The organism is Chryseobacterium sp. (assembly GCF_008014695.1).
GTDB lineage: Bacteria > Bacteroidota > Bacteroidia > Flavobacteriales > Weeksellaceae > Kaistella.
On record NZ_VOXE01000003.1, the window covers coordinates 618,949 to 645,706 of the forward strand.

A 26,758-nucleotide genomic window follows, 5' to 3' on the forward strand; every position below is an offset into this window, starting at 1 on the left:
TTCAATAATGAGCAATTTAGAAATGTGGGAGGTGTTTATCCAGACCAAACCGGGACTTTCGCACAAACATGCAGGAACGGTGCAGGCAGCGACGGCAGAAATGGCCCTTCAGAATGCAAGAGACGTATATACAAGGAGAATGGAAGGCACTTCGATCTGGGTGGTTCCGAGCAAATATCTCGTCACCTCCGAAGGAGTGGATAAAGAAGCCTTTTTTGATCCGGCCGACGATAAACTCTACCGTCATCCGACCTTTTATGCGATTCCGAATGATGTAAAAAATATGTAAACAGACCCAAGACCCAAGAATCAAGACCCGAGATGTTATCTCGCGATCTTGATTCCTGAATCTTGATTCTTGAATCTAAAAATAATGAATCCACTTTACAATTATATTTTAAAACTGGCAGACGATACTTTGATCTTCGGTCAGCGTCTGGGTGAACTTTGCGGGCAGGGACCTTATCTCGAAGAAGATATCGCCCTTACCAATATCGCCCTCGATTATCTGGGTCAAAGCAGCAATCTTTTCAAATATGCCGTGCAAATTCAGGGTGAAAACAAAACCGAGGACGATCTGGCCTTTCTCCGTCTTGAAAAAGACTATATGAACTGTCAGCTTTCCGAACTTCCGAACGGCGATTATGCGCAGACGATTCTTAAAGTCTATTTTTTCTCCCTGTATCAGAAGCTTTTGTATTCGGAACTGATGAAAAGTTCTGATGAGCAGCTGGCTGCCATCGCGGAAAAATCTTTGAAAGAAGTGAAATACCATTATACACACACTTCAACGTGGGTGAAAATGTTTGCCGGCGGAACAGAAGAAAGCAAAAACCGGTTAAATGCTGCTGTAGAGACGCTTTGGGAATATACGAAAGGAATGTTCGCGGAAACAGAAGGAGAATCCGATCTGGCAAAGCTGGACATTCTTCCTGATTCTGAGATGTTATATGCAGACTGGAAAGCAAAAGTTTCTGAAGATTTCCAGAAGTTCGGCCTGGAAATCCCGGAAAGCGATTTTATGCAGAAAGGCTCCAGAACAGGCTATCATACAGAATATTTCGGGTTTATTTTATGCGAACTGCAGTATATGCAGCGCACGTATCCGAACTGTACGTGGTAAAAGAAGGAAGTCTTTGCACGTGTCATTCTGAACGGAGCGCAGCGGAGTGAAGTGAAGAATCTCTTCGATACCCTTTAAAATAATTACACGTTAGTACTTTTAGATAAAAACATGCAGAATTTACTGGAAATATTATCCCAGATCCCAGATCCCGAGATACCCGTTATCAATATCGTGGAGCTCGGGATTGTGCGCGATGCAAAGATGGTGTCTGAAAATGAGGCGGAAATCATCATCACCCCCACTTATTCTGCGTGTCCTGCGATGTTTAATATTGAGGAAGACATCATTAAATTATTCAGGGAAAAGGGTATTACCGCGAAAGTCATCACCAAAATATCACCCATCTGGACGACTGACTGGATCACCGACGAAGCCCGCGAAAAATTAAGGATTTACGGCATTACTCCGCCCGAAAAAGGGTCGGAAGAAGACCATCTGAATGTTCCGAAAAAATGTCCGCGTTGTGGCTCAACCGATACCAAACAGATCAGCCGTTTCGGTTCCACCCTCTGTAAAGCCAGTTATCAGTGCAACGTTTGTCTCGAACCTTTTGACTATTTCAAATGTCACTAACGTAGAAAAAGTAAGTTTTAATCATACTTTAACCCCAAAAAATTAAAAAAATGTATACACAGATCGAAATTGTAACTCATTTTGACGGAAAACTGAAGATTGCATATCTCAATCAGCCGGAAACGATGAATGCCCTTAATAAGCCGGCATTAGGGGATCTTAAAGATTTTATAGCCGAGTGCAGCGAAGACGAAACCGTTCGTTGCGTAGCTATTTCAGGCCGCGGAAGAGCTTTCTGTTCCGGACAGAACCTGGATGATGCCTTCGTGCAGGGCACTGATCATCATGAGCACCGCATTGTAGAAAGAATTGTTCTGGATTATTATAACCCATTAGTGACCGAAATCACCCATTGCAAAAAACCGGTTATCGCTTTGGTAAACGGACCTGCAGCCGGAGCCGGAGCCATGTTGGCCTTGATCTGTGATTTTGTACTCGCGTCGGAAAAAGCATTTTTCGCGCAGGCTTTTGTTAACATCGGGCTTATTCCTGATACCGGCGGAACCTATTATTTGCCGAAACTGTTGGGAAGACAGCTGGCCAATTATCTGGCGTTTACCGGAAAAAAACTGACTGCCGAGGAGGCGAAAAGCTACGGTTTGGTAGCTGAGGTATTCACGGAGGCTGAGTTTGAGGCAAAATCGCTGGAAATTCTTGAAAAAATGTCAAATTTACCTACAGCTGCGATTAAACTCACGAAAAAAGCTTTTGCACATTCCTACGACAACACTTTAAAAGAGCAGCTCGAGCTTGAAGGCGATTTGCAGCAGCAGGCTGCCCATACCGAAGATTTTTACGAAGGCGTAGCCGCATTCTTAGAAAAAAGAAAACCCAATTATAAAGGAAAGTAATATCATTTGAGGGCCTGGTTTTTTTAGCTGAGCCCTTTTCTTACCATATCATATGACAAAAATAGGAATCATCGGCTCCGGTACGATGGGAATCGGAATTGCACAGGTCGCTTCAACAGCCGGCTGCGAAGTTTTCCTTTTCGATGTAAATTCGGATCAGACCGAAAAATCGCTTTTTCAGTTAAAGAATACCTTAAAAAAGCTCACAGAAAAACAGAAAATTTCAGCTGAAAAGGCTGTGGAAATCTACAATAATATCAGAAGCTGCACAGACCTTGCGGAACTTAAAGACTGCGATCTGGTCATTGAAGCCATAATTGAAAACAAAGAGATCAAAACCGAGGTCTTCAGAAAACTGGAAACAGTTGTTTCAGAAGACTGCGTAATTGCAAGCAATACTTCGTCTCTTTCGATCACTTCTTTATCGGCCGAACTTCGGAACCCAGAACGTTTTATCGGAATTCATTTTTTCAATCCGGCGCCTTTGATGCCTTTGGTGGAAATTATTCCCGGACTTTTGACCGATACAAACCTTCAGCAAAAAATCTATGATTTAATGAAATTGTGGGGCAAGGAACCCATCATTGCAAAAGATGTTCCCGGCTTTATCGTGAACCGAATTGCGAGACCATTTTACGGAGAAGCGCTGAGAATTGTGGAAGAAAATTTGGCGACGCCTGAACAGGTCGATGATGCCATGCGTTCCGTTGGGAATTTCAGAATGGGACCTTTTGAACTGATGGATCTGATTGGGATTGATGTGAATTTTTCGGTGACAAAAACCGTGTATGCCGATTATTTTTACGATCCGAAATTTAAGCCCAGCCTTCTTCAGCAAAGGATGAGCGAAGCGAAACTTCACGGCCGGAAAACCGGAAAAGGATTTTATGATTATTCAGAAAATGCGGTAAGACCGACGCCGGAAAAAAATGAAGACCTCTATCAACAGATTTTTCTTCGGATCATTTCGATGCTGATCAATGAAGCGGTAGAAGCAAAAAGACTGAAAATTGCCAGTGACGAAGATCTGGAACTCGCCATGCAGAAAGGCGTGAATTATCCGAAAGGTTTATTGGCTTGGGGAAAAGAAATCGGTTACGGAAAAATCTCTGAAACTTTGCAGAATCTGCACAGTGAATATCAGGAAGAAAGATACAGACAAAGCCCGCTACTTCAAAAAATCTAATCAATGATAAATACTATTTTTACCCGGCAAAACTTTATCAATTCATTAACTCAAGCATTAATTTCTGTTTTTTTATTTTGGTTATTGATTTTTGTGCTGTCAAAAACAATTGATAAAGATGGACTGTATGAGATTTATGATGCAAAAGGCTATTTATTAATGTTTTGTGTTTTTTTCTTGACAAATCTTATTCTATTTAGACCCAATAAAATGCTGTTCGGATCATTTGGTTCGAAAAAACACAAATAGAAATATCCTAACATTCAACCTTCAATAATGACTCCACACGAAATTGCACAATACATGCTCAATCAGGACGAATTCTCAAAATGGATGGGAATACAACTGATCGAGATCCGTGAAAAATACTGCCTGATCGAAATGCCGGTAAAGCCAGAAATGATCAACGGGCTCAAAACTGTTCATGGTGGAATCACATTTTCCCTGGCCGACTCGGCGCTCGCGTTTTCCAGCAACAATACCAACGAGGCTTCTGTAGCCCTGAACTGCATCATCAATTTCACAAAAGCCGTCAAAATGGGCGATATTCTGACTGCAGAAAGCGTTTTGGTTTCAGATACAAGAAAAACCGGGGTTTACGACATTTCGATTACGAATCAGCATAAAATTTTGGTCGCTGCCTTTCGCGGAACCGTGTATAAAATCGAAAAAAAAGTAACGGATTTGTAGTTGGCTCATTCCGAAGTTCCTTCAAATACACAGCTTCGGCTTCCAAAGACCATTTTTCCAAAAGTGAAAATTTCAGTACCTTAACATCCGGAAAATTGCTCCATAAAAGTTCCCGTAAACCATGTTCAAAATATCAAAAACTAAACTCTTTGCCGGAATTCTCACCCTTGCCATCCTGAATTTTGCGGCATTTTATACAGTCAGGAAGGGAATCGCGCTTTCAGTAAGTGCAAATGCACAGGACCCGACTGCGGCGCCTGCCCAACAGAGTGCTTTCTTTGACTTTTTTCCGGCTGCAATTTTTACCATCGATTTTGCGGTGATTTTACTGCTGCTCTTTTTTCTTGTAAAAATGCTGATCAGAACGCTTAAAACATCAAAAAACACCCAATAATATTTCAAATATGAAACTCAAAAATTATATATACGGTCAGTGGATCGAAGGTTCCGGAAACGGAAACCAGCTTTATAATTCGGTAACCGGCGATAAAGTCGCATTGGTGGATACCGAAGGAATCAATTTCGAACAGGCACTGGATTACGGCAGAACGGTGGGTTACAAAAACCTCGCTTCCATGTCGTTTTACGACCGGGGCGAAATGCTGAAAAAAGTAGCGCTTTATCTCCTGGAAAGAAAGAAAAAATATTACGAAATCTCCTATAAAACCGGTGCAACACATGCAGATTCGTGGGTGGATATCGAAGGCGGCTTTGGAACTTTTTTCACCTATTCCGGTCTGGCAAAAAGAATGCTGCCGAATACGCCTTTTTGGGTAGATGGTGATACACAGAAAATTTCCGCAAACGGAACCTTCCTCGGTACACATATTCTCACCCCGAGCGAAGGAGTTTCGGTGCAGATCAACGCCTACAATTTTCCGGTTTGGGGAATGCTTGAAAAACTGTCCACTTCACTTTTGGCTGGAGTTCCAAGTATTGTGAAACCGGCGACGCCTACAAGTTACCTCACGCATGCCGTTTTTCAGGATATGATTGAAAGCGGAATCCTTCCTGAAGGAGCCATCCAGCTGATTTGCGGAAGTGCCGGAAACATGCTCGAGTTTATGAAAGACGGAGATTCGGTACTGTTTACCGGCTCGGCATCTACAGGAAAAAGACTGAAATCAATGCCTTCCATCGCACAGAATTCAGTGCGTTTCAATATGGAAGCGGATTCTTTAAACTGCTCTATTCTAGGATTGGATGCAAAACCCGGAACTCCGGAATTCGACCTTTTCATTAAGGAAGTCAGAAATGAAATGACGACCAAATCGGGTCAGAAATGTACCGCCATCCGCAGAATTATCGTTCCCGAACATTTGGTTGGCGACGTTCAGAATGCGTTAACAAGAGCTTTGGATCAGGTGAAAATCGGAAATCCGCTGAACCGTGAGACCAGAATGGGCGCGTTAGCGGGTAAAGACCAGTTCAACGAAGTTTCTGAAAAGATAAAATTATTGCAGACCGAAACCGAACTTATTTATGACGGACAGCAGAATCTTATCGATGCCAGTTTTGAGTCAGGGTCATTTATGAGTCCGAAACTTTTTTATAACGACAGTCCTTTCGTGAAAAATATCTCCCACGATGTGGAAGCTTTCGGTCCGGTTTCAACGCTCATGCCGTACAAAGATGCAGATGAAGCTGCTGCACTCGCAAAACGCGGAAAAGGAAGTTTGGTGGGTTCCATCATTTCTCACGATGAAAAATTTGTCGCTGAAACTGCCTGGAAAATGGCTACAACGCACGGAAGGATTTTTGTGCTGAACCGTGATAATGCCAAAGAAAGTACAGGTCATGGATCTCCGTTGCCGACTTTAATGCACGGTGGTCCCGGAAGAGCGGGCGGAGGCGAAGAAATGGGCGGATTGAACGGTCTTCATTTCTTCCTTCAGAAAACAGCAATTCAGGGTTCGCCGGATATTCTCACGGCGATCACCAGAATTTATCAGCAGGGGGCGACCCAGAAATTTTCAGATAAACATCCTTTCAGAAAATATTTCGAAGAAGTGGAAGTGGGTGATTCTTTGGAAACCGCCGGAAGAACGGTTACGGAAGCCGATATCGTGAATTTTTCCAATGTTTCGTGGGATCATTTTTATGCCCACACCGATGCTACTTCCCTGAACGGGACCATCTTCGATAAAACGGTTGCGCATGGTTATTTTATTCTCTCAGCGGCCGCAGGTCTATTTGTTTCCGGAAAAAAAGGTCCGGTTATCGCGAATTACGGACTGGAAAATGCAAGTTTCTTCAAACCGGTTTATGCCGGAGATACGATGACGGTTTATTTGACAGCGAAAGAAAAAATCAACAAAGGCGTAAAAGGCAGAAACATCCCGAGCGGTGTGGTGAAATGGCTGGTGGAAGTCGTAAACCAGCGCGATGAAATCGTGTGTGTCGCCACAATTCTCACTTTGGTCGCGAAAAAATCACCATTCCTGGAACTGAAAACAAAAGAAATCCAGAAAATGATGGACGCACTCACCGAGTCTTCAGAACGTAAATTTGGTGAAATGTCACCACAAATGATGGTGGAACATCTGGAAGAAGTACTGAGAAACGGTTTCAGCGAACTGGATCCGTCTGATTTTCCGAAAATTCCGGCTGAAAAAATGGAACTGCTGCAGGACTGGATCTATACTGATCAGAAAATCCGTCCGGGCGCACAGTATCCTTTGCTGAAAGAAGGCGAAAAACCAGTCCTAAGGTTTAAAAACCTGAATGAGGCGAAAGAAAAACTGTCTGAAGCTTTGAAAGAATTTTTAATTTACTACCGCGAAAACCCAACCGCTGAACATTTTCATCCGCGTTTCGGAACGCTGAATAAAGAAATGATGGAACTTTTCCACCGGAAACATTTTACCCATCATTTTGAACAGTTTGGGTTGTTTAATAGTAATGGAATTTAAAAAGATTAAAAGTCAGTTTATCAGTATACACGACTATTAAATTTATAAAAAAGATATGAACAACGGATTTGTACACCACGAAATCAAAAACAATATAGCCGAAATCACTTTCGGACACCCAAAAAGCAACTCTTTACCCGGAGAAATTCTCGAAAAACTAGCGCAAACCATTCTGGACAGTAGTAAAGACAGCAGCGTTAAAGCGATTCTTTTAAAATCAGACGGCGAAAAAGCCTTTTGTGCAGGTGCCAGTTTCGACGAATTGCTTTCCATTGAAGAGCTTGAAACTTCGACGAAATTCTTCGGCGGTTTTGCAAAAGTGCTCAATGCGATGCGCAACTGCGGAAAACTGGTCATCGTTCGGGTTCAGGGAAAAACTACGGGCGGTGGAGTAGGAATCGCCTGTGCCGCGGATTACTGTTTCGCGACGGAAGATGCTGCGATGGCGTTAACGGAACTCAATTTGGGAATCGGGCCGTTTGTGATCGGGCCTTATGTGGAAAGAAAAATCGGAAAATCGGCCTACGAAGCCATGTCGATCGACGCAGATTTCCGGAGCGCTGAGTGGTGCGAAAAGCACGATGTATATCACGTGGTGTCTTCAAGTACTGTTGAAATGGATAAAAAACTTCAGGATTTTCTTGAAAAACTTTCAAACAGAAGTTCTGACGCACTGGCTTTGATTAAAAAAGTTTCGTGGGAAGGCACAGAACATTTCGAAAACCTCATGCCGGAAAGAATCCACATGAGCGCGAGCCTAATTCTGGAAGATTCAGCAAAACAAAATATTGAAAAAATTAAAGAAAGACTGCGCGCTAAATAGTTTTAACGTAATTTTTCGTAAAAATTTAGACAAGAAAAGCAAAGATCAAATCTTTGCTTTTCTTTTTAGGCTTTCAGCAGATTGATCGAAACCGTTGCCAGGTCAGAATCCGGATATTTTTTGAACAGATCTTTATCAACCGTCAAACCGACTTCATTACAAATTTTATGGAAAACATCCACTTCCACAATATACTGGTCGGAAAATCCGTGGGTGGCATCATAAGCTGTGGCGGCAGTTTCGCCGAGATGTTTGCTGGTAAGTTCAGGTTGTAAAGTATGAAGTTCAATGACGAGCAAACCGTTCTTTTTTATATACGGAAGCCATAGATTCAGATGTTCCTTCAGATTTTCTTCTACGAGTTTGTTCGGAATACGCGCGCCGCGAAAAGCAAACGCACCGCTTGAAGTAGAGATTCTGTCTGGATTCATATTCTTCGTGTCCTTCCAGATTCTGTTGTGATCCAGAAATGTCCGGATATTCACGAGATCCGAAAGATTGATGTCGTAATTTTCCTTTAAATCGTTCGCCAGCAAATCCGGATTCCCAATGTCGCCCCAGATTACTTTTGCCCAGATGTCGTTGTTGATGAGGTTGGCGCGTGTAACATTCAGCGCAGCCTGGTTGTAATCGGCCCCGACCAGAAAAAGCGGATAATCTTCGAGCATTCTTCCGCGCAAAGTTTGCCTTTCAATCGTCTCAAAAATGTGTTGGATGAAGGCGCCGTTACCGCAACCCATATCCAGAATTCCTTTTGGCTGAAGATGAATCGGCTGGTTGAAGATGGAAACAATAAAATCTGTCACCACTTTAAAGTAAGTGGAGTGGGCGCCGCCGCTCCCCCAAACATTCATTTTGCGGTCCACGTGAATTTCGTCTTCGCCTTCTGCGGTTTCTCTCAATTTTTTTGGATCTCCGAAAAGCAGGTCTTCCATCCGGTTAAACATCGGAAGATAAGATACGGTAACACCGTACGCAGTGGCGCGCCGCGCAAAGTACAGTCCGTTTTCAGTGAATTTATAGTTCTGATTCGTTTTCGTAAACCATCCTAAGTGGGTCAGGAAATCCAAAACCTTTTCAAAGTTTTCCGGATTTTTATGGAACTCAACGGCCTGGAAGGAAGTTTCCATGAAATATTTGTGGAACATGCCGTTCATTCCGAGCTGAACAATGATCGGTCCGACCAGACAGCCTTCGATGTGTTTGAGGATTTGCTGCTGTACTTTTTGCTCATTTTCATCTTCTGAAATTTCAAGTCCGAAATGATTCATGAATTCATCAAAAAGCTGTACGAGATTATTGAACGATTCAGGTTCCAGTTGCTGAAAATTAAAAGTCATGGATTCTTTCTGAAAAGGGATCACTTCTTCATACATTTTCGCAAATGAAAGCAGAAATCCCGTGTTGGCGTTCGCCGAAACTGTCACGGATTCATCATTGTTGTTCAGATGATAATCCACAAAACCCTGCGAAGCCAGAACGCGGAGCGCAACATTCAGGTAGCCTTCGTTGCTTTCCATTTTTTCTGAAAATTCTTTCAGCGTGATTTTTCCCGACCTTAAAATTTGGTCAATGATCTCTTTTTTTTGAAGTGCAGCGACGACCGGAGCGGTAACGATACCGTCGAGATGTCTGAAAATGGAACTTCGGAGCTCTTTTTTGTCCATAATGTACGTTGAAATGAGGTTGTATAAATATAGGGATTTTTTAAGTCCGCAACCAGGTAAATTTCCAAAGCACCATCCTTTACAATAGAAATATGTCTATGTTGAGATTCTTCACTTCGCAATGCTTCGTTCAGAATGACATTGTCTCTCATTAAAATCAATTGGTGTCGTGGCAACAATCAGATCATTCAAAAAAAGCAAAAAACATTTTGCCGTTTAAAATTAAATATTAACTTTGTAATTCAAAGTTCTTTTTATGGAATCAAAAAATTATCACGAAGACCTGTCGCACATCCGCACGATGATGGAGCGCAGTTCACGGTTTATTTCATTGAGCGGACTTTCCGGTGTTTTCGCCGGACTGGTGGCTTTACTCGGCGCAGTGTATGTGTATTTTGTTTTTCAGCGCGAAGAAATCAATTATTTTGACGGAAACAGAAACGTCTTTACTCCGGATTTGGTGCAGGAACTTGTAATGATCGGAATTGTGATCCTCGTTCTCGCGGTTTTATCAGGTTATTTTTTCACCGCAAGAAAAAGCAAGGAAAACAACCTGAAAATCTGGGATCAAACCACGAAAAGACTGCTGTTTAATTTTGCAGTTCCGTTGGTAACGGGCGGATTCTTCTGTCTTGGGCTTTTGTATCACCATATGTTCGTGTTTATTGCCCCTGCAACATTGATTTTTTACGGATTGGCTTTGGTAAATGCTTCAAAATATACTTTTACCGACATCCAGAATTTGGGTTACTGTCAAATTGTTCTTGGCCTGCTTTCCTTCTTTTTTCTGGGATGGGGATTGGCGTTCTGGGCTCTTGGATTCGGGCTGCTGCATATTGTGTATGGAATTTTGATGTTTAAAAAGTATAAATAATGTATTTTATTTCATTTTTAATCTTATTATTTTTTCTAGGGGTTACTTTAATTTTACCAGTAACTTATTTATTAACAAAAAAGAAAATCTATTTAAATTTATTTTTGGGGATTTGGGGAGTCATTATTGTAATTATTTGTATTTTATTTGTTAATGACTTTATTAACAGCAAAACAAAAGTTGACAAAAAAGATATATATGGAACTTATGTGGTTGATAGAAAGATGTTTAAAGGGAAAAATGCAAATTGGCAATATGAACATTTTACCTACAAGATTAAAGAAAATAATGATTTTACTTTCTATGAATATTTTAATAATGGTTCAATTAAAAGTATTCATAAAGGTCGAATCAAATTTGTAGACGGATACACAAGTCCACACTTAATGATAATTAATTTAGCACCTAATCACCAGGTGGTTGACAAAGAACCATTACTGGTTAGAAGTAATTGGAACTTTTATTATGTTTTTAAATCCAAAAAATTTGGAAATATGTTTTTTATAAAAAAGAAACATGGAATTTTCAGCAATTTCGAAAATTAAAATGATCAACATCAGTAAACTCAACAAAGAATTTGAAAGCCGCGTCAGACTGGGGATTATGTCCGTTCTGATGGTGAACGACTGGGTTGATTTTACAGAAATGAAAAATCTGCTCCAAATTACCGACGGCAATCTTGCGAGTCACAGCACCGCCTTGGAAAAATCAAAATATATAGAAGTGAAAAAGGAATTTGTCGGCAAAAAACCAAAAACCTCTTACCGCGCAACAGTTTCTGGGAAAAAAGCCTTCAGTGAGCATTTAACCGCGCTCGAAAAATTACTGGGCAGGTAAACCAATTTTTTTTATCATTTAACTTTGAAATACAAAGTTCTTTGAATAAATAAACTTCGTCATTAAAAAAATAGAACCATAACCAAACAACCTTAAATCTTTATCAAAATGAAAACACATCACTTAATCCTCCTCACAACGGTCCTCTTCATCACACTTTTTTACGGCGAAGACATGGGACTTAATTTCGGAATTCTCGGCATCGCGTATGCTTTGCTCACGCTTTTTAACACACCGGAAGGAAACCGGACCCGGACTTTTTTAATCCTTTTTGTTACCAGCATCCTGTCGAGCGTAGCTTTCGCATGGTACGGCGATTTTGTTTCATTTCTGGCGGTTTTTACTTCGCTGTTTTTGCTTGCATTTAAATCCAGGAACAGGGAGCTGAAATCTCTTTTTGTCATTCCGGTATTTGCAGTAAGTTTCATTACCTTTATTTACCGGGTCTTTAAATTTGATGAATGGCTTCCGAAAAGGAATACATCGGCAACACTGAAGAAATTTATTGCAGTCATCCTGATTCCTGCCCTTTTTATTGTGGCTTTCTTCGGGATTTATTCTTTGGGAAGCGAACATTTCTCCAACATTTTTACCGGTTGGGAGTTTGATTTTCACGTTTGGGAATTTATCGTACTGGGCGCGCTGGGCTTCTTCATTGCCTTTAACTTCTGGAATTTTAAAATCGAAAATTTCATCTTCAGCTGGAACCATCATTTAAAAAATGATTTCCTGAACGAAGACAGAATCCAGAAACCGACTTATTCATTTCTGGACCTCAGTTCAGAACGAAAAAGCGGCGTGATTTCTCTTCTCGCGCTGAATGTGCTGCTTCTGGTTTTTATCATCACCTTTAATTATGAGCAGTTTGTGGAAATTCCGAAAACCCCCAACCAACTTTCTGCTGAAACGCATGACCGCGTCAATGCAGTTATTTTGTCCATTATCATGGCGGTTCTGGTCATCATGTTTTACTTTAAAGGCAGTTTCAACTTCGACGACAAAGCGAAGCCACTTAAACTTCTGGCGAAAATCTGGATTTTTCTGAATGTCGTTTTGGTGATTTCGGCGGTGGCAAAAAACTCAGAATACATCATCAATTTCGGTTTGACCTACAAAAGGCTCGGAGTTTATGCGTTTCTTATTCTTTCTTTGATCGGTCTTGCCTTGACTTTTTTGAAAATTAAAAACCGCAAAACCAATGCCTACCTTTTTAACCATATCTGCTGGTATTTTTATGGAACAGTTTTGGCTGCGAGTTTCATCAACTGGGGGAATCTCGCAACTTCTTATAACATCACGAACAACAAGGGCAGTTTTGAGTTTTTACAGTCTCTGAATTATAATGATGAGTTGCTGAAAGAGCATTTCCCTGAAAAAATGAAACATGGGAAAGATATTTACAACGAATTTATATACAGAGACTCCTTCCTCTCCAAAATCATTTATTACGAAACATTAAAATAAAATATGAAAAAGTTACTCATCTTAATTCCGCTCATCGCATTGTCCTGTAATAAAAAAGAGGCAGTTACAGAAACTTCCGTGAATTCGGATTCTGTGAAGGCTGCAGATCAACTATCGGTGGAAGGAACAATAGATTCTTCTGCAATTAAGGATTCTATGATCAACAATGCACCTGCAACAAAAGAAGTTCTACGGGAAGGAGTGATGCGTGAAGTGGAAGGCAATGAAATCATCAGAACTGCACCTGCAGAACAGCTTCCGTTCACCATTGGGGAAGAGTTTACAAAAGAGAATCAGAAATTCATTCTGAAGATCAAAGATTATAAAAATCCGAAACTTTCAGTTAAAATAGCCAATGCTGATCCAAATCTTAATGTCCGCATTAACCAGATTAGATTTCCGGATGGAACTTTTGACGGTCCTTTTGGAAGAGAAGTATCGGTGGATACGCCTAAAAAGGGAGAATACTGGATTATTGTCGGTCACAATCTGATGGCTGACGGCAAGATGACAGGGAAATTCTCCTTGGAGATCGAATGATAAGAGCAAACCGGTGTTAATGTTGTGTTAATTGGAAAGTATGGTATAATTTCTGAAGCGTAAGTTGTTAATTAAAACAAAGATTATGAAAAATATTTTTTTATCGGCGGTGGTAGCGACAGCAGGTTTAGTAAGCTGTTCAACCGTTTCATCCATCATGCAGAATACCTTTCCCTACAACGCCAATTTTTTGGTGACTTCGGGTTCACCCGCCAATCAACAGCTTTCCAGTGTCTCGGTGGCGCAAAGTATTAACCAGATTTCCGGAGCAAGTGCCAATGTAAAAGACATCAGGGTTTCGAATGCCACGCTTACACTGCCTACAAATTCGAGTGTAGGAGTTTTTCAGTCGGTGAAAGTATATCTTTCTTCCAACGGAAGCAATGAAGTTCTGGCAGCTTCGCGGGAAAACATTTCAGATAATGTTGGAAGTACGCTTACACTTGACGTTAACAGTTCACAGACTTTGGACAATATGATGCGTGCAGGAGCAGTACAGCAAAGATTTGTATATGTTCTGAAACAGTCGCCGACTTCAGATATTTCGGTGAAAACTTCAATCAGTTTCAGCAGTGTTCCGATTACTACACCTTAATTGTTTTCTTATATATAAAATGAAGCCGGCTTTTTAGCCGGTTTTTTATTGTTTTGTTTTGGAATCCATCACGATGGTCACAGGTCCGTCGTTTAGAAGAGTGACTTTCATATCTGCACCGAAGATTCCACTTTCTGTTTTAAGGCCTGATTTGGAGATTTCTTCGTGAAAATAATCAAAAAGAGGAATGGCTTTGTCGGGTTTTGCAGCTTTGATGAACGATGGCCGGTTTCCTTTTTTATAATCTGCAATTAAAGTGAACTGGCTGATGCAGAGAATTTCACCGGAAATATCAAGAACGGAAAGATTAAGTTTGCCTTCTTTGTCGCCAAAAATCCGGAGATTCAGGATTTTCTGAACGAGCCAGTCGGCATCGTTTTTTTCGTCTGCTTCATCAATGCCGATGAGCAAAAGCAGCCCGTTTTTAATCTGGCCTGCTGTTATCCCGTCAACCTTTACTTCTGCTTCAGATACGCGCTGAATAACTGCCTTCATTGCATTTTCAAATTCATGGATAAATTAAGAGTTCCAAAAACAAGTTATCAGTCATAAATCGACAGGATATTATTGTTCTGATCGTAATTATAAAGATAGGTTTTGGGCGGAACTGAAGCTACTGCAGTGGGTTGGCCGGTCAGCAGAATCCATTCGGAATTGTCTTGTGCACAAACGATTTTAATATCGTTCACAATATTTAATGTGGTGTTGGTATCGGGACAGAGATGCGGGGCATTCCGGTCATAGATTTTGAAACCATTGATTGTTCGCACTACGATTAAGCCTCTTGTTCCACAGCTCTGTTCATCCACATAAATCCAGCCGCCAACCGTTTGAAGGTTGAAATAGGCGGGAAGATTCAGGTTCAGAACAACGTTGATGGCGACATTCGGAAAGCAGCTCACTACCTCCTGTCTGTTAGAGCAGGAATTGAGATTTAAGGTGCTGAAAACCAAAAAGATTGCCAAAAAAAAGAGCCTTATATTTCTTTTCATTTAAATAATTTATATATTTGTAAAACGAAATCAAAGAATAAACATTGTCCGACAAATGTCGGATAATTTTTTTATACTAACGTTAAATACAAAAGTTATGGCAAGTTATGTTACCAAAGACGGTTTAGATAGAATGAAAATTGAACTGGAACAGCTGGAAACCATCGAAAGACCAAAAATTACCCAGCAGATTGCTGAAGCAAGAGATAAAGGAGACCTTTCTGAAAACGCAGAATATGATGCAGCAAAAGAAGCGCAGGGAATGCTCGAAATGAAGATTTCTAAACTGAAGGACATCATCATCAATTCCAAAGTGATCGACGAAACCAATCTGGATACTTCAAAAGTTTCCATCCTGACCACGGTGCGCCTAATGAACAAGGCTACGAAACAGGAACAGAAATTTACGCTGGTTCCCGATAACGAAAGTGACCTGAAAACAGGACGGATTTCTGTAAATACTCCCATTGCAAAAGGCCTGTTAGGCAAAGTTGTTGGCGAAAATGCTGACATCGTATTGCCGAACGGCAACCAGCTTTCATTCGAAATACTGGAGATTTCACTTTAATAAATGTTTTTTCAAATATTTTGTAATTTTACAGCGTCCAAAAGAGTCCATTTTAATTAAGAATCATGAGTACCATATTCACTAAAATTATAGAAGGAGAAATTCCGTCATATAAAATTGCAGAAGATGACAATTTTCTGGCATTTCTGGATGCGATGCCCCTCGTGAAAGGACATACTTTGGTTATTCCCAAAACAGAAACCGACTTTATTTTTGATCTGGACAACGAAGATTTTAAAAATCTGTGGGGTTTTGCACAAAAAGTGGCGAAAAAACTTCAGAAAAGCTATCCGGAAAAACGGATTGCCGTTGCGGTCATCGGACTTGAAGTTCCGCACGCACACATCCATCTGATTCCCATTGATAAAACAGAGGATATGAATTTTAAAAACGCACGGCTGAAATTTTCGGATGAAGAATACAGCGAAATTCAAAATTCCATCATTAATTCCTAAAACCAATTTGTCAAAGTAATTAACTTTGACAAAATTTTTTAAAGTACGAGGTGATTTCATCGCCGTACTTCAGACCATTATTAATTTAATATGAATTCAAACCAATGTTCTTTCTGCGGAAGAAAAAAAAGTGAAGTACAGATGCTGGTTTCCGGGCAGACGGGTTTTATATGTGAAACCTGCATTGAGCAGGCTCACGCAATCGTAAAGGAAAGTGCAGAACCTGCAGGATTTTCTCCGGCCGAAAACATCAGCGACCTTAAAAAACCAAAAGAAATCAAGAAATTTCTAGATCAGTATGTAATAGGACAGGATCAGGCGAAAAAACAGCTTTCCATTGCCGTTTATAACCATTACAAAAGACTTTTACACGCCAAAGACGAAAACCGTGAAGTGGAAATCGAGAAATCGAACATCATCATGATCGGTGAAACCGGAACCGGCAAAACACTTCTGGCCAAAACCATCGCCAGAGAACTGAATGTTCCGTTCTGTATTGTTGATGCGACCATTCTTACCGAAGCAGGTTATGTGGGTGAAGATGTGGAAAGTATTCTCTCGCGTCTTTTGATGGTTGCTGATTATGATGTGGAAAAGGCAGAAAAAGGAATCGTTTTTATTGATGAGATTGATAAAATTGCCAGAAAATCAGATAATCCAAGTATTACGAGAGATGTTTCAGGCGAAGGGGTACAGCAGGGTTTGCTGAAACTTCTGGAAGGAAGCATTGTAAATGTTCCGCCACAGGGTGGAAGAAAGCATCCGGACCAGAAATACATCCAGGTAAATACGCAGAATATTCTGTTTATTGCAGGTGGAGCTTTCGACGGAATCAAGGAGATCATTGAAAGACGTCTGAACAAACAGGCCATCGGTTTCAGCGCTGATAAGCTGAATAAAATCGAGGAAGATGATTATATCTTAAGTCAGATCAACGCCATTGATCTGCGTAAATTCGGGCTTATTCCGGAATTGCTTGGGCGTTTCCCGATCGTTACGTATCTGGATAAACTCACGCGCGAATCCATGGTTCGGATTATGAAGGAGCCGAAAAATTCCATCATCAACCAGTTTATTGAACTTTTTAAAATGGATGGTGTAAAACTTGAGTTTACCGATGAAGCCATTGAGAAAATTGTGGAAGAAACCATGGAAAAAGGGCTCGGAGCGCGTGGTCTGCGAGGAACTACCGAAAAAATCCTTGAAAATTACATGTTTGAAATTGGTGATTTGGAGGAGGTGATCCTGAAAAAGGAAGATCTGCCCTTTACAAGCAAATAGATCCAATTTTAATAAAAAAGTTCATTTCAAAGCATAAACTCACCCATATTCGGTGAGTTTTTTTATTTTTACAGGATGAAAAAAACAAGCATTCTGTTTCTGATCCTTACCGCCGCAGGTTTAAGCGCGCAGTTTACGGTAAAAGTGCAGGCTCCTGAAAATTTTGCTGCAAAAGAAGCCATTATTTATACTCTGAACGGTTCCAAAGACATCATCGCATCAAAAGAAATAAAAAAAAACAATTCCTGGCTGTTTACTTTCCCGAAAAGTTACACCGGGATGTTGAAGATCTATTTTCCTGAAAATAACAATTCCATCAGTTTGATTTCAGAAAATAAAGATGCAGTGCTCACGCTGGAAACTGATGGTAAAAAAATAAAGGAAGTGGTATATTCTGATGCATCCAACAAACTCATGGATGAGGTTCAGGAAAACCAACTGAAAAAGGAGTCGATTTTGCCTGCTCTTAAACAGATTAAAGAATACTATAAAAGCGGAAGTGAATTCGGTACAGCTTTGGACAAAGAAATAGGGGTGATTGCAGCTTCGGGAATCATAGATCCGGCGAAACACCCGTTCATAAATTACTACAACAAAAATTACAATAAATATCTTGGAAAAAATGCCGGTCAGAAGGAACCGATGCAGGAAGAAATTATTTCCTTTTTATCCAATTCTACCGACCTTCTTGAAACTTCGTCGTTGGTAAGACCGCTGCTTGTTGCATACCTGAACTCCGGTTCCAACACGAATGTTGACGGCTCAGTTGATCGCCTGCTCACCGCAATCAATGTGGAAACACCAAGAGGACAGATGGTTCTTTCGGAACTCATTGATATTTTTGATGTATACGAAATGGCCAGCCTGAAGGATAAATACCTGCTGAAAGCCAAAAATCTGAAATGCACCATCACTGACAGACTTGCTAATACCATCAAAGTGAATAAAAATGTGGAAATGGGAGCGAAATTCCCGGATTACAGTTTTACCAATGCTACGAATACCAAAGCGGGATCGCTCTATGATGTTAAGGCAAAACAGAAAATTATAATCTTTTGGTCATCCACCTGTTCGCACTGTGAAGCCGAAATTCCGAAGCTTCTCGAAAAATATAATCAGCTGAAAGCATCGAATGTTGAGGTAATCGGCCTATCTCTCGACACTGAAAAAGATGCTTATGATAAAAAAGTATCAGCCTTGCCATGGGTAAACACCACGGAACTGAAAGGATGGAACAGCTCTTTTGCCGAAACATACAACATTCACGCAACGCCTACCTACTTCATTTTAGATGAAAACAACACGATTATCGACAAGCCGGAACATGTTGGCGATGTTTTGGAATTTTTCAAGCTAAAATAATTTGCACCTTTTCAAAATATTTATATATTTGCACCACTCTAATGGCGAGGTAGCTCAGTTGGTTAGAGCGCAGGATTCATAACCCTGAGGTCACGGGTTCAATTCCCGTCCTCGCTACAAATCTCAACTTCGGTTGAGATTTTTTTTTGGAAGGAAGGGAAGGGTTTTCTTGTAAATTTTTTCTGTTTACTCTAGCAAATAATTAGAAATGATTCAAATTTTTGGTGATCCTGTTCCAGTGGCATTCCAAAAATCCTATAGTAATTCTATTTGTTGGCGTTCATTTTTTCATAACGGATCAGCAGTCCTGTGAAATAGGAGTAAGTGATGCTGCCATCCTGACGGTTGCTTTTTAGGAAAAGGTCATTCGTGAAACCAAAGAAATCGTTCAGAAATCCTTCGTTTTTCTTTACAAACATTTTTTCGGCAAGGCGGTCTCTTTTCATTCCTGAAGAATAGCTCCTGATGATTTTCCTGACAAATTCGGGATCCTTTTCCACCAGATCGTTCAAAAGGGATTTCAGTACAAAATACTGGGTGCTGTATTTTAATTCGGCGTTTTTTGAATCTTTACCGATGAGGTACCCAATGAAATTGGCTTCCTGCTCACGCGCAAATCCCAGTTGGTGTGCACTTTCATGTGCAAGCGTAAACGGAAGGTATGTCGAGGGAAGTTCAGGGTTAAACTGCGCCTCACCAGTAAAAGGATTATAATACCCTAAAATACCTGTTGAGCTCATGATTGCTTTCCATAAACTTGACTTGAAACTATTAATGCCCGTCGGTTTTTTGGAACTGATAAAGGATGGCAATTGACTCTGTTGAAGAAGAATTTCCTGTTCGGTCAGTTTTAAATTCATCAGTTTAAAAACCCCGTTTCGGTCTTCGCTTACCCGATTTCGCGTCTGCTTGCATAAATTCAGATATTTTAACGCCAAAGTTTTGGTGTCCTGAAGGGTTATTTCCTCATTAGGAAGCTTCTCAGCGAGCGGTGTCTGAAAATACAGCATTCCCCAGAAAATCTGGTACAGGAAATAAAGCAGATTCAGTAAGATGAGAAATTTCAGTACAAAATGATTACGGGTTTTCTTTTTGAATATTTTGAGCAGATAAAAGATCATCAAAACTGCTAATAAAATATACAGTAAATCGCCTACAGAAAACGGAAACACCGCGAAAATTTTTTGGTGAAAGACTTTCTGTATTTCAAAAAATCTTTCAAAAACAATAAGAGTAGAGTGGAATTTTGCAAGGATAAAAAACAACAGAAATTGGGCAGATAAAATACCTGCCCAAAATCTTTTTCTAGAAAATATGTTTATTTTTTTAATGTCCGCCTTCATTTTTGAGCTTGTCGAGACTGATTCCCTGGGCTTTTAGAATTCCGGTCACCCGAACAGCATAGAATGCGAGGTAAGCAAAACATGCCACCCCTACGATATAACTGAAATGAATATTCGTCATGTCTGCTAAAGAACCTTGTAACCATGAAATAATTCCGCCACCCATAATCATCATGATCAGATATCCCGAACCCTGATTCGTGTGTTTTCCAAGGCCGTTGATGGCTAAAGCAAAAATACAAGGCCAAAGTGTGGAACAGAAGAGCCCTACACTTGTAAAGGCGTAAACAGAAGTCATTCCCGACGTTAGCATTCCCGTTATTAAAGCTAAAATTCCCATTCCGGAAAAAATCAGCAGCATTCTTGCCGGGTTTCCTTTGCTCGCGATATCACATGCAATCATCACCAAAATAATTACACCATAAATATAAAAATCAGACAGATCGTGCTTTGCGATGGCATTTACCATCAGAAAAACGCCGAAAGCCAGATAAGGCGCTAAAAATCTTAAAATTTTCTTGAACCCGGCGCTGATGTCAAATGCATCAACTGCTCCAGTCCACCGGCCAATCATTAAAGAAGCCCAATAAAGGGACACATAAGGCGCAATGTCTTTGGTGGCAAAGCCAAGTGATTTCTCCATATATGCCGGAAGATTACTTGCCGTGGAAACTTCCACACCCACATAAACAAAAATAGCAATCATTCCCATTACCAGCTGTGGATATTTCAGGGCCGACGTTCGGTGTTCACCTGGAACAGCATCATCAGTATCTTCCGTGATGGTTGGCGTAATTTTAGGCAGAGACGAAAACTTCAGAAGAATTGCAACCAGTAGAAATGCAACTCCTAAAACAAGATACGGCACTTTTACCGATTCAATGCTGGCTTCGGTATTCGAAGCGGTCGCGGAGCCGAAAATGGCAAATGAAACGATTAGCGGACCGATGGTTGTACCCAGATTATTAATTCCGCCCGCCATCGTTAGTCGCTGGGAACCGGTTTCGGTAGGGCCAACTTCAATCGCGAGTGGATTTGCTACGATTTGCTGAAGCGAGAAACCCAAACCAACAATAAACAGTCCTGAAATCATTAAGGGGAAAGAACCCAGATTTGCGGCTGGATAAAAGAGCAAAGTTCCTGCTGCTGAAATGAGAAGTCCTAAAATTAAACCGTTTTTATATCCGATTTTATTCACAACATCCTGCTTGATGGCTTTTGAAACAAACATGTAGATTAATGACCCTACAGTATAGGCTACATAAAATGCTACTGAAACCAGCTGACTCTGGCTCTGGGTTAAATCAAAGGCTTTCTTGAAAACGGGAATCAGAATATCGTTGCTTGCGGCCACGAATCCCCAGAAAAAAAACACGGTGACTAAAGGGATGAATTGGCCCCAGTTGGTTTGCTTGGTATAATTTGTTGACATTAGTTTTTAATTTCTTTAAAACAAATATAACTATTTATTCTCTCAGATTGAGTTTTCCAAAACTTTTTTTATTTCGCTGTGGGCACTTGCTTTAAGCTCTTTTGGACCAGCATGAGGTTCCATAATACCGTTGAAATAAATCTTCACTTTTCCCGGGTACCCTTTTGAATTATTAAAGGGAAACATTTGCTTCAGGCCTACAAAAGTGTATACCGCCAGCGGAAACTGATGCTTCGAGGCAAGTATAAAAGCACCATCCTTAAAAGGATCGAGTATAACTGAAGTGTCATCGGGAACACCACCTTCCGGAAAAATCACCACACTTTGGCCTTCCTCCATTCTTTCGGCGCATCGGCGGTAGACATCAGCACGGCTCTTTGCTGAACTCCGGTCCACCATTACACATATTCTTTTATAAATCATCCCGAAAACAGGGATTTTAACCAGTTCCTTTTTACCCACATAACAGAGCGGATGGTCACGGATTAAAATGCACGGAAGCAAAACATCAATGATAGAGGTGTGGTTGGCGATGAAAACATATTGCTGCTGCGGGTCGATATGGTCTTTGCTGAGCCTGATGAGTTTATACCGGAAACCCATGCCATAAAACATGCCGTAACACCAGATTCGGATAAACTGGTAACAATATTTATAATGTTCTTTTTTAAGGGATAAAAGAAATATCGGAATTCCAAGGACAAGCGTAAGCAGGATTCCCAAAAGCACAAACCAGCCGCGCCAGATATAATTCAGAATTTTTGTCATTATGGAAGTCAAATTTTACGAATATTATTAAATGATATTAACCAACAGGAGATTGATCATAATTATCCGTTAAAAATAACCTTTTTTTTCACAGAGTAATTCAATACCGAAACCAGAACGATTGCAGAAATTTTACTGAGGATTTCAGGACTCAGAACAAATACCCCCAAATTCATATTATTGGAGTACAGAAACCGGAAAAAAACCTGAAAAAAGCTTAAACTTAAAATTGTGGAAATGAAGGAAATAGACATGAAATAAGCAAATTCCTTTTTTTTTGAATGTTTACCGCGCTCAAAAACAAACCAGATGCTCAGAAAATAATTGAATACAATGGCAATAAGGGTTGAAAAAATATTGCTGAACGGAAAATGAATGCCGTAAAAATCTGTTTCCATAGGCAGAATCCTTGGAATCGCTACACTGAAGAGTTTAAAAGTAGCGATTTCCACCACTGCACAAACACCGCCTGCGATGATGAAAAACAAAACCTGTTTCTGCCTGAGGAAAAATTCTTTCATATAAACGCTGCGAATTTATAACTTATGTTAAAGATGTAAAAATACTGTTAAATTTTTTTTTTCAATCAAAATATTATCTAAATTTAATTATTGAAAGAAACATATTACGGATACGAATTTCATTTTCAGCAGGTTGCTGAAAATGATTTTTTATCTCGAGCATTTTTATTACAAATGGTTTTCTTAAAAACATCAGAAAAATGAATCCACTAAAACCCGCTTACAGAAAATTCCGGCCCCAGCAGAAGAAAATTGAAGAGCTCGAAAAAAACAATCCGCGATTCAAAAGAATATATACAGAATATGAAACCATGTCCGATGATTTATGGGATTTGGAAAACAGTGACATTTCCGGTGTTCCTGATGACTTTATTACAGCCATGAAACAGCAGACCGAATATCTGGAAGTGGAGATCGAAGACTGGTTAGAGGTAAAAAAAGATTAAACAGACATTTGATAAATGATTTGAAGGCCCATATTTTATATGGGTTTTTTGTTTGTTATTTTCTTTTTATTCAGGCAGTCAGACCGTTAGGTTTTCCGGCATGGCTATTCAAAATTAAAATGATAATTTAGCACATTAAACTTTTAACACTATGATTGCCATTATTGATGGGGGTTCTACGAAATGCGACTGGGTAATTCTGGAAAACTCCGGCAAACCCAACCTGAAGACGACCACTTTAGGATTCAATCCTAATATCATTAATCCTGATTTCATTATGAAGGAAATTGATAAAAATCAGGACCTATTTTTTCTGAAAAACCATATTGAAAAAGTTTTTTTTTACGGTTCCGGCTGCGGAACGCCCGCAAACGCCGAAAAGGTGGACTCGGAGTTCGTTAAAGCATTTCCAAAAGCGTCAATTACTATAAAAGAAGACATGACGGCTGCGGCGTATGCTGCTTACAACGGCAGTCCCGCAATTATCTGCATTTTAGGTACGGGTTCTAATTCCTGCTATTTTGATGGCGAAAAAATAAGAACCGATCTTCCTTCCCTGGGTTTTCTGATTGGGGACGAGGGCAGCGGAAGTGCTTTAGGCAAACACCTGCTCCGGCGTTTTTTTATGAAAAAACTCCCGGATGATCTTCGTGAAGAATTTGAAGACACCTATCACCTCACCATTGAGGAAGCGATCAAAAATATGTATCACAATCCACGGGCTAATGCTTATCTGGGCGAATTCAATAAATTCATTTCGGAACGGAAAAAACATCCGTATTTCCAGAACATGGTCTTTGATGAAATGAAGAATTTTCTCGATTATCAGGTACTTCCGTATCCGGAAGCCGGCGAAGTCGAAATCAACTTCATCGGCTACATTGCCTACATTTACGAAGATATTCTGCGCGCTGCGGCGGCTGAACTCAACCTAAAAATAGGGAAAGTAGTACAGAAACCGATCGAAAGTTTAGTGGATTATCACAAAAAATACATTCTAATTTAAATTAATCTTAATATAACCTTTCAGCAACTTCTATAAAAAATGCTGGAATGAATCTAAAGCACTGAAAATGGCAAGCAAAAACCAAAGAGACGAAAAGAATTTTAACCAGGCCGCACTCGATTATCACAGCAGTGAACCAAAAGGCAAAATAGAGGTCGTCCCTTCCAAACCCCATTCATCGCAGCGGGATCTTTCCCTTGCGTATTCTCCCGGCGTTGCCATACCGTGTCTGGAAATCGAAAAAAACCCGAAAACGGTTTACGATTATACCGGAAAAGGCAATCTCGTGGCCGTTATTTCTAACGGAACGGCAGTTCTCGGATTGGGTGACATTGGCGCTGAAGCTTCAAAACCCGTTATGGAGGGAAAAGGGCTTTTATTTAAAATTTTTGCGGATATCAATGTTTTTGATATCGAAATTGATGAAAAAGACCCCGATAAATTTATCCAGATTGTAAAAGGAATCGCCCCGACATTTGGCGGAATCAACCTCGAAGACATCAAAGCACCTGAAGCTTTTTATATTGAACAGAAACTCAAAGAAGAACTCAATATTCCGCTGATGCACGATGATCAGCACGGAACGGCCATTATTTCGGCAGCGGCGCTCCTTAACGCTCTTGAAATCGCGGATAAAAAATTCGGAGAAGTGAAGATCGTGATAAACGGAGCTGGGGCGGCAGCGGTGGCCTGTACTAAACTGTATCTGGAACTAGGCCTTAAAAAGGAAAATGTGCTGATGTGCGACAGCAAAGGAGTCATCAATCATAAAAGAGAAAATCTGACTGCGGAAAAACAGTATTTTGCCGCGCAGACAGATCTTGAAACCCTGGAAGACGCCCTAAAAGATGCCGATGTTTTTGTAGGACTTTCCAAAGGAAATGTAATGACGCCGGAAATGCTGCTCTCAATGGCTGCAAACCCGATTGTTTTCGGGCTCGCAAATCCAACGCCTGAAATCGATTACGATCTGGCAATGGAAACCCGCAAAGATGTAATTATGGCAACCGGTAGAAGTGATTATCCTAATCAGGTGAACAACGTTCTGGGTTTTCCTTATATTTTCCGGGGGGCGCTCGATGTTCAGGCTACCGGAATTAATGAAGCCATGAAACTTGCGGCAGTTCACGCACTGGCTGATCTGGCGAAAGAACCGGTTCCGGAAGCCGTGATTTTAGCCTATAATCTTAAAAACCTCAGTTTCGGAAGAGAATATTTTATTCCTAAACCATTTGATAACCGTTTGATTACGAAGGTGTCGATGGCCGTTGCAAAAGCTGCAATGGACAGTGGAATTGCGGGAAAACCAATCGAGAATTTTGACGAATACGAAAACAGGCTGCTTGACCGCATGGGAAGGGATGAAAAACTCATTCGGATGATGCAGAACCGCGCCCGCGCAAATCCGAAACGGGTTACACTCGGAAACGCTGAGGAATATAATGTTTTAAAAGCTGCGCAGATTCTTTATGAAGAGGGGATTGCACAGCCCATTCTGCTCGGAGAGAAGAAATTCGTTCAGGAACAGATGAAAAAATTCGGTATTGAGATCGATGTTCCTATTGTAGACCCGATGGATGATGACCAGGAAGAAAACCGGGTGAAATACCGCGAATCTCTCTGGAAACTTCGCCAGAGAAAAGGCATGAACGAGTACAAAGCCAAAAGATATGTCCGCCAGCGAGATTATTTCGGTCCGCTGATGCTTCAGCATGGTGATACGGATGCTCTGATCATCGGTTTTGCTAAAAATTACTCTTCAGTTTTGCGTCCCGTGCTCGAAGTGATTGAAAAAGAAAAAGGGGTGGACAAAATTGCATCAATGATGATGATTCTTACCGAAAAGAAACCGATCTTTTTTGCAGACACTTCCATTAACCAGAATCCAACCGCGGAAGATCTCGTGAATATTGCACGAATGGCAGAGCTTACCGTTAAATCATTCGCAATTGAACCAAGAATTGCTATGCTGGCTTTCGAAAATTTCTCCGGACTTTCCGAAACTTCCAAAAAAGTGGCAAAAGCGGTGAAAGTTCTTCATGAAAAGTTCCCTAAAATGGTTGTTGACGGAGAAATTCAGCCTGATTTTGCCATGAATGCCGATCACCTGTCGGATTATCCGTTTTCAAAGCTGGGAACAACGCCGGCGAATGTTTTTGTATTCCCGAATCTGGAAAGCGCAAATCTTTCTTATAAAATAATTCGTGGGATGAAGGTTGCACAGGTGGTGGGTCCGATTCTGATGGGACTCAAACATCCGGTTCATGTGCTTCAGATGCGTGCCAGTGTTGATGAGATTGTAAATCTGGCGACAATCGCCGTTTTGGATGCACAGCGAAGGGAGATAACCGCATAAGAATAAGAAAAAAACATCAACATTTAATGGAATCAGTAGTATCAAACGAATTTCCATGGATAATTATAATAAAAATGCAGCCTCAAAAGG

General features: G+C 40.6%; 29 protein-coding genes and 1 tRNA gene. 23 read left to right on the top strand and 7 right to left on the bottom strand.

Translation table 11 applies throughout. The annotated features are described in order from the left end of the window. The first annotated feature begins 7 nt into the window (after positions 1-7). From paaB to FUA25_RS10815, 9 genes are all read left to right on the top strand, one after another. Positions 8-289 (top strand): 1,2-phenylacetyl-CoA epoxidase subunit PaaB, encoded by a 282-nt coding sequence (paaB, locus tag FUA25_RS10775; protein WP_147756911.1) that lies wholly within the window; start codon positions 8-10, stop codon positions 287-289. Positions 290-373: 84 nt separating this feature from the next. Continuing rightward, positions 374-1,123, top strand: a complete 750-nt coding sequence (paaC, locus tag FUA25_RS10780) for a 1,2-phenylacetyl-CoA epoxidase subunit PaaC (protein ID WP_147756912.1) — start codon at positions 374-376, stop codon at positions 1,121-1,123. A 111-nt stretch (positions 1,124-1,234) separates the two neighbouring features. Beyond that, positions 1,235-1,699: a 1,2-phenylacetyl-CoA epoxidase subunit PaaD gene (gene paaD, locus FUA25_RS10785; RefSeq protein ID WP_147756913.1), complete on the top strand. Its 465-nt coding sequence runs from the start codon at positions 1,235-1,237 to the stop codon at positions 1,697-1,699. 50 nt (positions 1,700-1,749) lie between these two features. Further along, positions 1,750-2,550, top strand: coding sequence for an enoyl-CoA hydratase/isomerase family protein (locus FUA25_RS10790; RefSeq protein ID WP_147756914.1), 801 nt, complete (start codon positions 1,750-1,752; stop codon positions 2,548-2,550). A gap of 52 nt (positions 2,551-2,602) precedes the next feature. Then, the gene (locus FUA25_RS10795) at positions 2,603-3,736 is read left to right on the top strand and encodes a 3-hydroxyacyl-CoA dehydrogenase NAD-binding domain-containing protein (RefSeq protein WP_147756915.1); all 1,134 of its coding nucleotides are present in this window, start codon (positions 2,603-2,605) and stop codon (positions 3,734-3,736) included. 276 nt (positions 3,737-4,012) lie between these two features. Further along, positions 4,013-4,426 (top strand): PaaI family thioesterase, encoded by a 414-nt coding sequence (locus tag FUA25_RS10800; RefSeq protein ID WP_147756916.1) that lies wholly within the window; start codon positions 4,013-4,015, stop codon positions 4,424-4,426. A gap of 121 nt (positions 4,427-4,547) precedes the next feature. Beyond that, positions 4,548-4,820, top strand: a complete 273-nt coding sequence (locus FUA25_RS10805) for a hypothetical protein (RefSeq protein WP_147756917.1) — start codon at positions 4,548-4,550, stop codon at positions 4,818-4,820. Positions 4,821-4,830: 10 nt separating this feature from the next. Further along, positions 4,831-7,338, top strand: a complete 2,508-nt coding sequence (gene paaZ / locus FUA25_RS10810; RefSeq protein ID WP_147756918.1) for a phenylacetic acid degradation bifunctional protein PaaZ — start codon at positions 4,831-4,833, stop codon at positions 7,336-7,338. A 55-nt stretch (positions 7,339-7,393) separates the two neighbouring features. Next, positions 7,394-8,161, top strand: coding sequence for an enoyl-CoA hydratase/isomerase family protein (locus FUA25_RS10815; protein WP_147756919.1), 768 nt, complete (start codon positions 7,394-7,396; stop codon positions 8,159-8,161). A gap of 65 nt (positions 8,162-8,226) precedes the next feature. Here the strand turns inward: FUA25_RS10815 and FUA25_RS10820 are convergent, their stop codons facing one another. Further along, on the bottom strand, positions 8,227-9,828 hold the full coding sequence (locus FUA25_RS10820; protein WP_147756920.1) for a class I SAM-dependent methyltransferase: 1,602 nt from the start codon (positions 9,826-9,828) through the stop codon (positions 8,227-8,229). Between the two features lie 256 nt (positions 9,829-10,084). On the opposite strand from FUA25_RS10820, the gene FUA25_RS10825 reads away from it, so the two are divergent. The 6 genes from FUA25_RS10825 to FUA25_RS10850 all read left to right on the top strand — a co-directional run bounded on the left by FUA25_RS10825 (position 10,085) and on the right by FUA25_RS10850 (position 14,138). Continuing rightward, complete coding sequence (locus tag FUA25_RS10825; RefSeq protein ID WP_147756921.1) at positions 10,085-10,702, top strand: hypothetical protein; 618 nt, start codon at positions 10,085-10,087, stop codon at positions 10,700-10,702. After that, a complete protein-coding gene (locus FUA25_RS10830; RefSeq protein WP_147756922.1) occupies positions 10,702-11,247 on the top strand; it encodes a hypothetical protein in 546 nt (181 codons plus the stop codon). Before FUA25_RS10825 ends, FUA25_RS10830 begins: the two co-directional genes overlap by 1 nt. A gap of 1 nt (position 11,248) precedes the next feature. Continuing rightward, positions 11,249-11,539, top strand: coding sequence for a winged helix-turn-helix domain-containing protein (locus FUA25_RS10835; RefSeq protein ID WP_147756969.1), 291 nt, complete (start codon positions 11,249-11,251; stop codon positions 11,537-11,539). A gap of 108 nt (positions 11,540-11,647) precedes the next feature. Next, positions 11,648-13,003 (top strand): DUF4173 domain-containing protein, encoded by a 1,356-nt coding sequence (locus FUA25_RS10840; RefSeq protein ID WP_147756923.1) that lies wholly within the window; start codon positions 11,648-11,650, stop codon positions 13,001-13,003. Between the two features lie 3 nt (positions 13,004-13,006). Next, a complete protein-coding gene (locus FUA25_RS10845) occupies positions 13,007-13,543 on the top strand; it encodes a hypothetical protein (RefSeq protein ID WP_147756924.1) in 537 nt (178 codons plus the stop codon). An 85-nt stretch (positions 13,544-13,628) separates the two neighbouring features. Beyond that, positions 13,629-14,138 (top strand): hypothetical protein, encoded by a 510-nt coding sequence (locus FUA25_RS10850; RefSeq protein ID WP_147756925.1) that lies wholly within the window; start codon positions 13,629-13,631, stop codon positions 14,136-14,138. Positions 14,139-14,183: 45 nt separating this feature from the next. On the opposite strand, the gene dtd is transcribed toward FUA25_RS10850, so the two are convergent. Together dtd and FUA25_RS10860 are read right to left on the bottom strand one after the other, a co-directional pair. Next, positions 14,184-14,633, bottom strand: coding sequence for a D-aminoacyl-tRNA deacylase (dtd, locus tag FUA25_RS10855; RefSeq protein WP_147756926.1), 450 nt, complete (start codon positions 14,631-14,633; stop codon positions 14,184-14,186). A gap of 47 nt (positions 14,634-14,680) precedes the next feature. Next, on the bottom strand, positions 14,681-15,130 hold the full coding sequence (locus tag FUA25_RS10860) for a hypothetical protein (protein WP_147756927.1): 450 nt from the start codon (positions 15,128-15,130) through the stop codon (positions 14,681-14,683). Positions 15,131-15,227: 97 nt separating this feature from the next. Between FUA25_RS10860 and greA the strand changes: the two genes are divergently transcribed. From greA to FUA25_RS10885, 5 genes are all read left to right on the top strand, one after another. Continuing rightward, on the top strand, positions 15,228-15,698 hold the full coding sequence (gene greA / locus FUA25_RS10865; protein WP_147756928.1) for a transcription elongation factor GreA: 471 nt from the start codon (positions 15,228-15,230) through the stop codon (positions 15,696-15,698). Positions 15,699-15,763: 65 nt separating this feature from the next. Continuing rightward, on the top strand, positions 15,764-16,153 hold the full coding sequence (locus FUA25_RS10870; RefSeq protein WP_147756929.1) for an HIT family protein: 390 nt from the start codon (positions 15,764-15,766) through the stop codon (positions 16,151-16,153). A 90-nt stretch (positions 16,154-16,243) separates the two neighbouring features. Beyond that, entirely contained in the window at positions 16,244-17,434 is a 1,191-nt protein-coding gene (gene clpX / locus FUA25_RS10875) for an ATP-dependent Clp protease ATP-binding subunit ClpX (protein ID WP_147756930.1), read from the top strand. Positions 17,435-17,509: 75 nt separating this feature from the next. Then, on the top strand, positions 17,510-18,796 hold the full coding sequence (locus tag FUA25_RS10880) for a TlpA family protein disulfide reductase (protein ID WP_147756931.1): 1,287 nt from the start codon (positions 17,510-17,512) through the stop codon (positions 18,794-18,796). A gap of 43 nt (positions 18,797-18,839) precedes the next feature. Continuing rightward, positions 18,840-18,913, top strand: a tRNA-Met gene (locus tag FUA25_RS10885). A gap of 149 nt (positions 18,914-19,062) precedes the next feature. Here the strand turns inward: FUA25_RS10885 and FUA25_RS10890 are convergent. From FUA25_RS10890 to FUA25_RS10905, 4 genes are all read right to left on the bottom strand, one after another. After that, the gene (locus FUA25_RS10890) at positions 19,063-20,139 is read right to left on the bottom strand and encodes a DUF3810 domain-containing protein (RefSeq protein ID WP_228411687.1); all 1,077 of its coding nucleotides are present in this window, start codon (positions 20,137-20,139) and stop codon (positions 19,063-19,065) included. Further along, positions 20,123-21,571, bottom strand: a complete 1,449-nt coding sequence (locus FUA25_RS10895; protein ID WP_147756932.1) for an MFS transporter — start codon at positions 21,569-21,571, stop codon at positions 20,123-20,125. Before FUA25_RS10895 ends, FUA25_RS10890 begins: the two co-directional genes overlap by 17 nt. A gap of 42 nt (positions 21,572-21,613) precedes the next feature. Beyond that, entirely contained in the window at positions 21,614-22,339 is a 726-nt protein-coding gene (locus FUA25_RS10900; protein ID WP_147756933.1) for a lysophospholipid acyltransferase family protein, read from the bottom strand. Between the two features lie 62 nt (positions 22,340-22,401). Further along, on the bottom strand, positions 22,402-22,860 hold the full coding sequence (locus tag FUA25_RS10905) for a GtrA family protein (protein WP_147756934.1): 459 nt from the start codon (positions 22,858-22,860) through the stop codon (positions 22,402-22,404). 200 nt (positions 22,861-23,060) lie between these two features. Between FUA25_RS10905 and FUA25_RS10910 the strand changes: the two genes are divergently transcribed. From FUA25_RS10910 to FUA25_RS10920, 3 genes are all read left to right on the top strand, one after another. Beyond that, entirely contained in the window at positions 23,061-23,306 is a 246-nt protein-coding gene (locus FUA25_RS10910) for a hypothetical protein (protein WP_147756935.1), read from the top strand. Positions 23,307-23,457: 151 nt separating this feature from the next. After that, the gene (locus FUA25_RS10915; protein WP_147756936.1) at positions 23,458-24,312 is read left to right on the top strand and encodes a BadF/BadG/BcrA/BcrD ATPase family protein; all 855 of its coding nucleotides are present in this window, start codon (positions 23,458-23,460) and stop codon (positions 24,310-24,312) included. Positions 24,313-24,379: 67 nt separating this feature from the next. Beyond that, positions 24,380-26,668 carry an NADP-dependent malic enzyme gene (locus tag FUA25_RS10920; protein WP_147756937.1) on the top strand — a complete coding sequence of 763 codons (2,289 nt, stop codon included), beginning with the start codon at positions 24,380-24,382 and terminating at the stop codon, positions 26,666-26,668. Positions 26,669-26,758 lie beyond the last annotated feature (90 nt).

What these genes read in the sequence shown, in the direction of transcription:
- paaB (WP_147756911.1), top strand. Translation starts at nt 8, where the DNA reads ATGAGCAATTTAGAAATGTGGGAGGTGTTTATCCAGACCAAACCGGGA.
- paaC (WP_147756912.1), top strand. Translation starts at nt 374, where the DNA reads ATGAATCCACTTTACAATTATATTTTAAAACTGGCAGACGATACTTTG.
- paaD (WP_147756913.1), top strand. Translation starts at nt 1,235, where the DNA reads ATGCAGAATTTACTGGAAATATTATCCCAGATCCCAGATCCCGAGATA.
- FUA25_RS10790 (WP_147756914.1), top strand. Translation starts at nt 1,750, where the DNA reads ATGTATACACAGATCGAAATTGTAACTCATTTTGACGGAAAACTGAAG.
- FUA25_RS10795 (WP_147756915.1), top strand. Translation starts at nt 2,603, where the DNA reads ATGACAAAAATAGGAATCATCGGCTCCGGTACGATGGGAATCGGAATT.
- FUA25_RS10800 (WP_147756916.1), top strand. Translation starts at nt 4,013, where the DNA reads ATGACTCCACACGAAATTGCACAATACATGCTCAATCAGGACGAATTC.
- FUA25_RS10805 (WP_147756917.1), top strand. Translation starts at nt 4,548, where the DNA reads ATGTTCAAAATATCAAAAACTAAACTCTTTGCCGGAATTCTCACCCTT.
- paaZ (WP_147756918.1), top strand. Translation starts at nt 4,831, where the DNA reads ATGAAACTCAAAAATTATATATACGGTCAGTGGATCGAAGGTTCCGGA.
- FUA25_RS10815 (WP_147756919.1), top strand. Translation starts at nt 7,394, where the DNA reads ATGAACAACGGATTTGTACACCACGAAATCAAAAACAATATAGCCGAA.
- FUA25_RS10820 (WP_147756920.1), bottom strand. Translation starts at nt 9,828, where the DNA reads ATGGACAAAAAAGAGCTCCGAAGTTCCATTTTCAGACATCTCGACGGT.
- FUA25_RS10825 (WP_147756921.1), top strand. Translation starts at nt 10,085, where the DNA reads ATGGAATCAAAAAATTATCACGAAGACCTGTCGCACATCCGCACGATG.
- FUA25_RS10830 (WP_147756922.1), top strand. Translation starts at nt 10,702, where the DNA reads ATGTATTTTATTTCATTTTTAATCTTATTATTTTTTCTAGGGGTTACT.
- FUA25_RS10835 (WP_147756969.1), top strand. Translation starts at nt 11,249, where the DNA reads ATGATCAACATCAGTAAACTCAACAAAGAATTTGAAAGCCGCGTCAGA.
- FUA25_RS10840 (WP_147756923.1), top strand. Translation starts at nt 11,648, where the DNA reads ATGAAAACACATCACTTAATCCTCCTCACAACGGTCCTCTTCATCACA.
- FUA25_RS10845 (WP_147756924.1), top strand. Translation starts at nt 13,007, where the DNA reads ATGAAAAAGTTACTCATCTTAATTCCGCTCATCGCATTGTCCTGTAAT.
- FUA25_RS10850 (WP_147756925.1), top strand. Translation starts at nt 13,629, where the DNA reads ATGAAAAATATTTTTTTATCGGCGGTGGTAGCGACAGCAGGTTTAGTA.
- dtd (WP_147756926.1), bottom strand. Translation starts at nt 14,633, where the DNA reads ATGAAGGCAGTTATTCAGCGCGTATCTGAAGCAGAAGTAAAGGTTGAC.
- FUA25_RS10860 (WP_147756927.1), bottom strand. Translation starts at nt 15,130, where the DNA reads ATGAAAAGAAATATAAGGCTCTTTTTTTTGGCAATCTTTTTGGTTTTC.
- greA (WP_147756928.1), top strand. Translation starts at nt 15,228, where the DNA reads ATGGCAAGTTATGTTACCAAAGACGGTTTAGATAGAATGAAAATTGAA.
- FUA25_RS10870 (WP_147756929.1), top strand. Translation starts at nt 15,764, where the DNA reads ATGAGTACCATATTCACTAAAATTATAGAAGGAGAAATTCCGTCATAT.
- clpX (WP_147756930.1), top strand. Translation starts at nt 16,244, where the DNA reads ATGAATTCAAACCAATGTTCTTTCTGCGGAAGAAAAAAAAGTGAAGTA.
- FUA25_RS10880 (WP_147756931.1), top strand. Translation starts at nt 17,510, where the DNA reads ATGAAAAAAACAAGCATTCTGTTTCTGATCCTTACCGCCGCAGGTTTA.
- FUA25_RS10890 (WP_228411687.1), bottom strand. Translation starts at nt 20,139, where the DNA reads ATGAAGGCGGACATTAAAAAAATAAACATATTTTCTAGAAAAAGATTT.
- FUA25_RS10895 (WP_147756932.1), bottom strand. Translation starts at nt 21,571, where the DNA reads ATGTCAACAAATTATACCAAGCAAACCAACTGGGGCCAATTCATCCCT.
- FUA25_RS10900 (WP_147756933.1), bottom strand. Translation starts at nt 22,339, where the DNA reads ATGACAAAAATTCTGAATTATATCTGGCGCGGCTGGTTTGTGCTTTTG.
- FUA25_RS10905 (WP_147756934.1), bottom strand. Translation starts at nt 22,860, where the DNA reads ATGAAAGAATTTTTCCTCAGGCAGAAACAGGTTTTGTTTTTCATCATC.
- FUA25_RS10910 (WP_147756935.1), top strand. Translation starts at nt 23,061, where the DNA reads ATGAATCCACTAAAACCCGCTTACAGAAAATTCCGGCCCCAGCAGAAG.
- FUA25_RS10915 (WP_147756936.1), top strand. Translation starts at nt 23,458, where the DNA reads ATGATTGCCATTATTGATGGGGGTTCTACGAAATGCGACTGGGTAATT.
- FUA25_RS10920 (WP_147756937.1), top strand. Translation starts at nt 24,380, where the DNA reads ATGGCAAGCAAAAACCAAAGAGACGAAAAGAATTTTAACCAGGCCGCA.